This is a genomic window from Colwellia sp. MB02u-10, from assembly GCF_014077185.1.
Lineage (GTDB): Bacteria > Pseudomonadota > Gammaproteobacteria > Enterobacterales > Alteromonadaceae > Cognaticolwellia.
Map to the genome: position 1 here is coordinate 1 of NZ_JACGVK010000087.1, position 221 is coordinate 221.

At 41.2% G+C, this 221-nt stretch carries 1 rRNA gene; it reads left to right on the forward strand.

Annotation, left to right across the window (positions count from 1 at the left end):
- Positions 1–128 precede the first annotated feature (128 nt).
- Positions 129–221: ribosomal RNA gene (locus H4J59_RS03965) — 23S ribosomal RNA — on the forward strand; the annotation flags it as partial.

The window sequence follows — 221 nt, forward strand, 5'->3', positions numbered from 1 at the left end:
TAGTAATAAATTACCACTCTTATTCAAGACACACTTTGTGTGCGTGAAAATGTCAGACTTTACAATTGCTGTGGATTAGTCTCCACGGTGTACTAGATAGCTTCTTCGGAAACTACTTGGGGTTGTATGGTTAAGTGACTAAGCGTATGTGGTGGATGCCTTGGCAGTTAGAGGCGATGAAGGACGTGTTAATCTGCGAAAAGCTTTGGTAAGGTGATAAA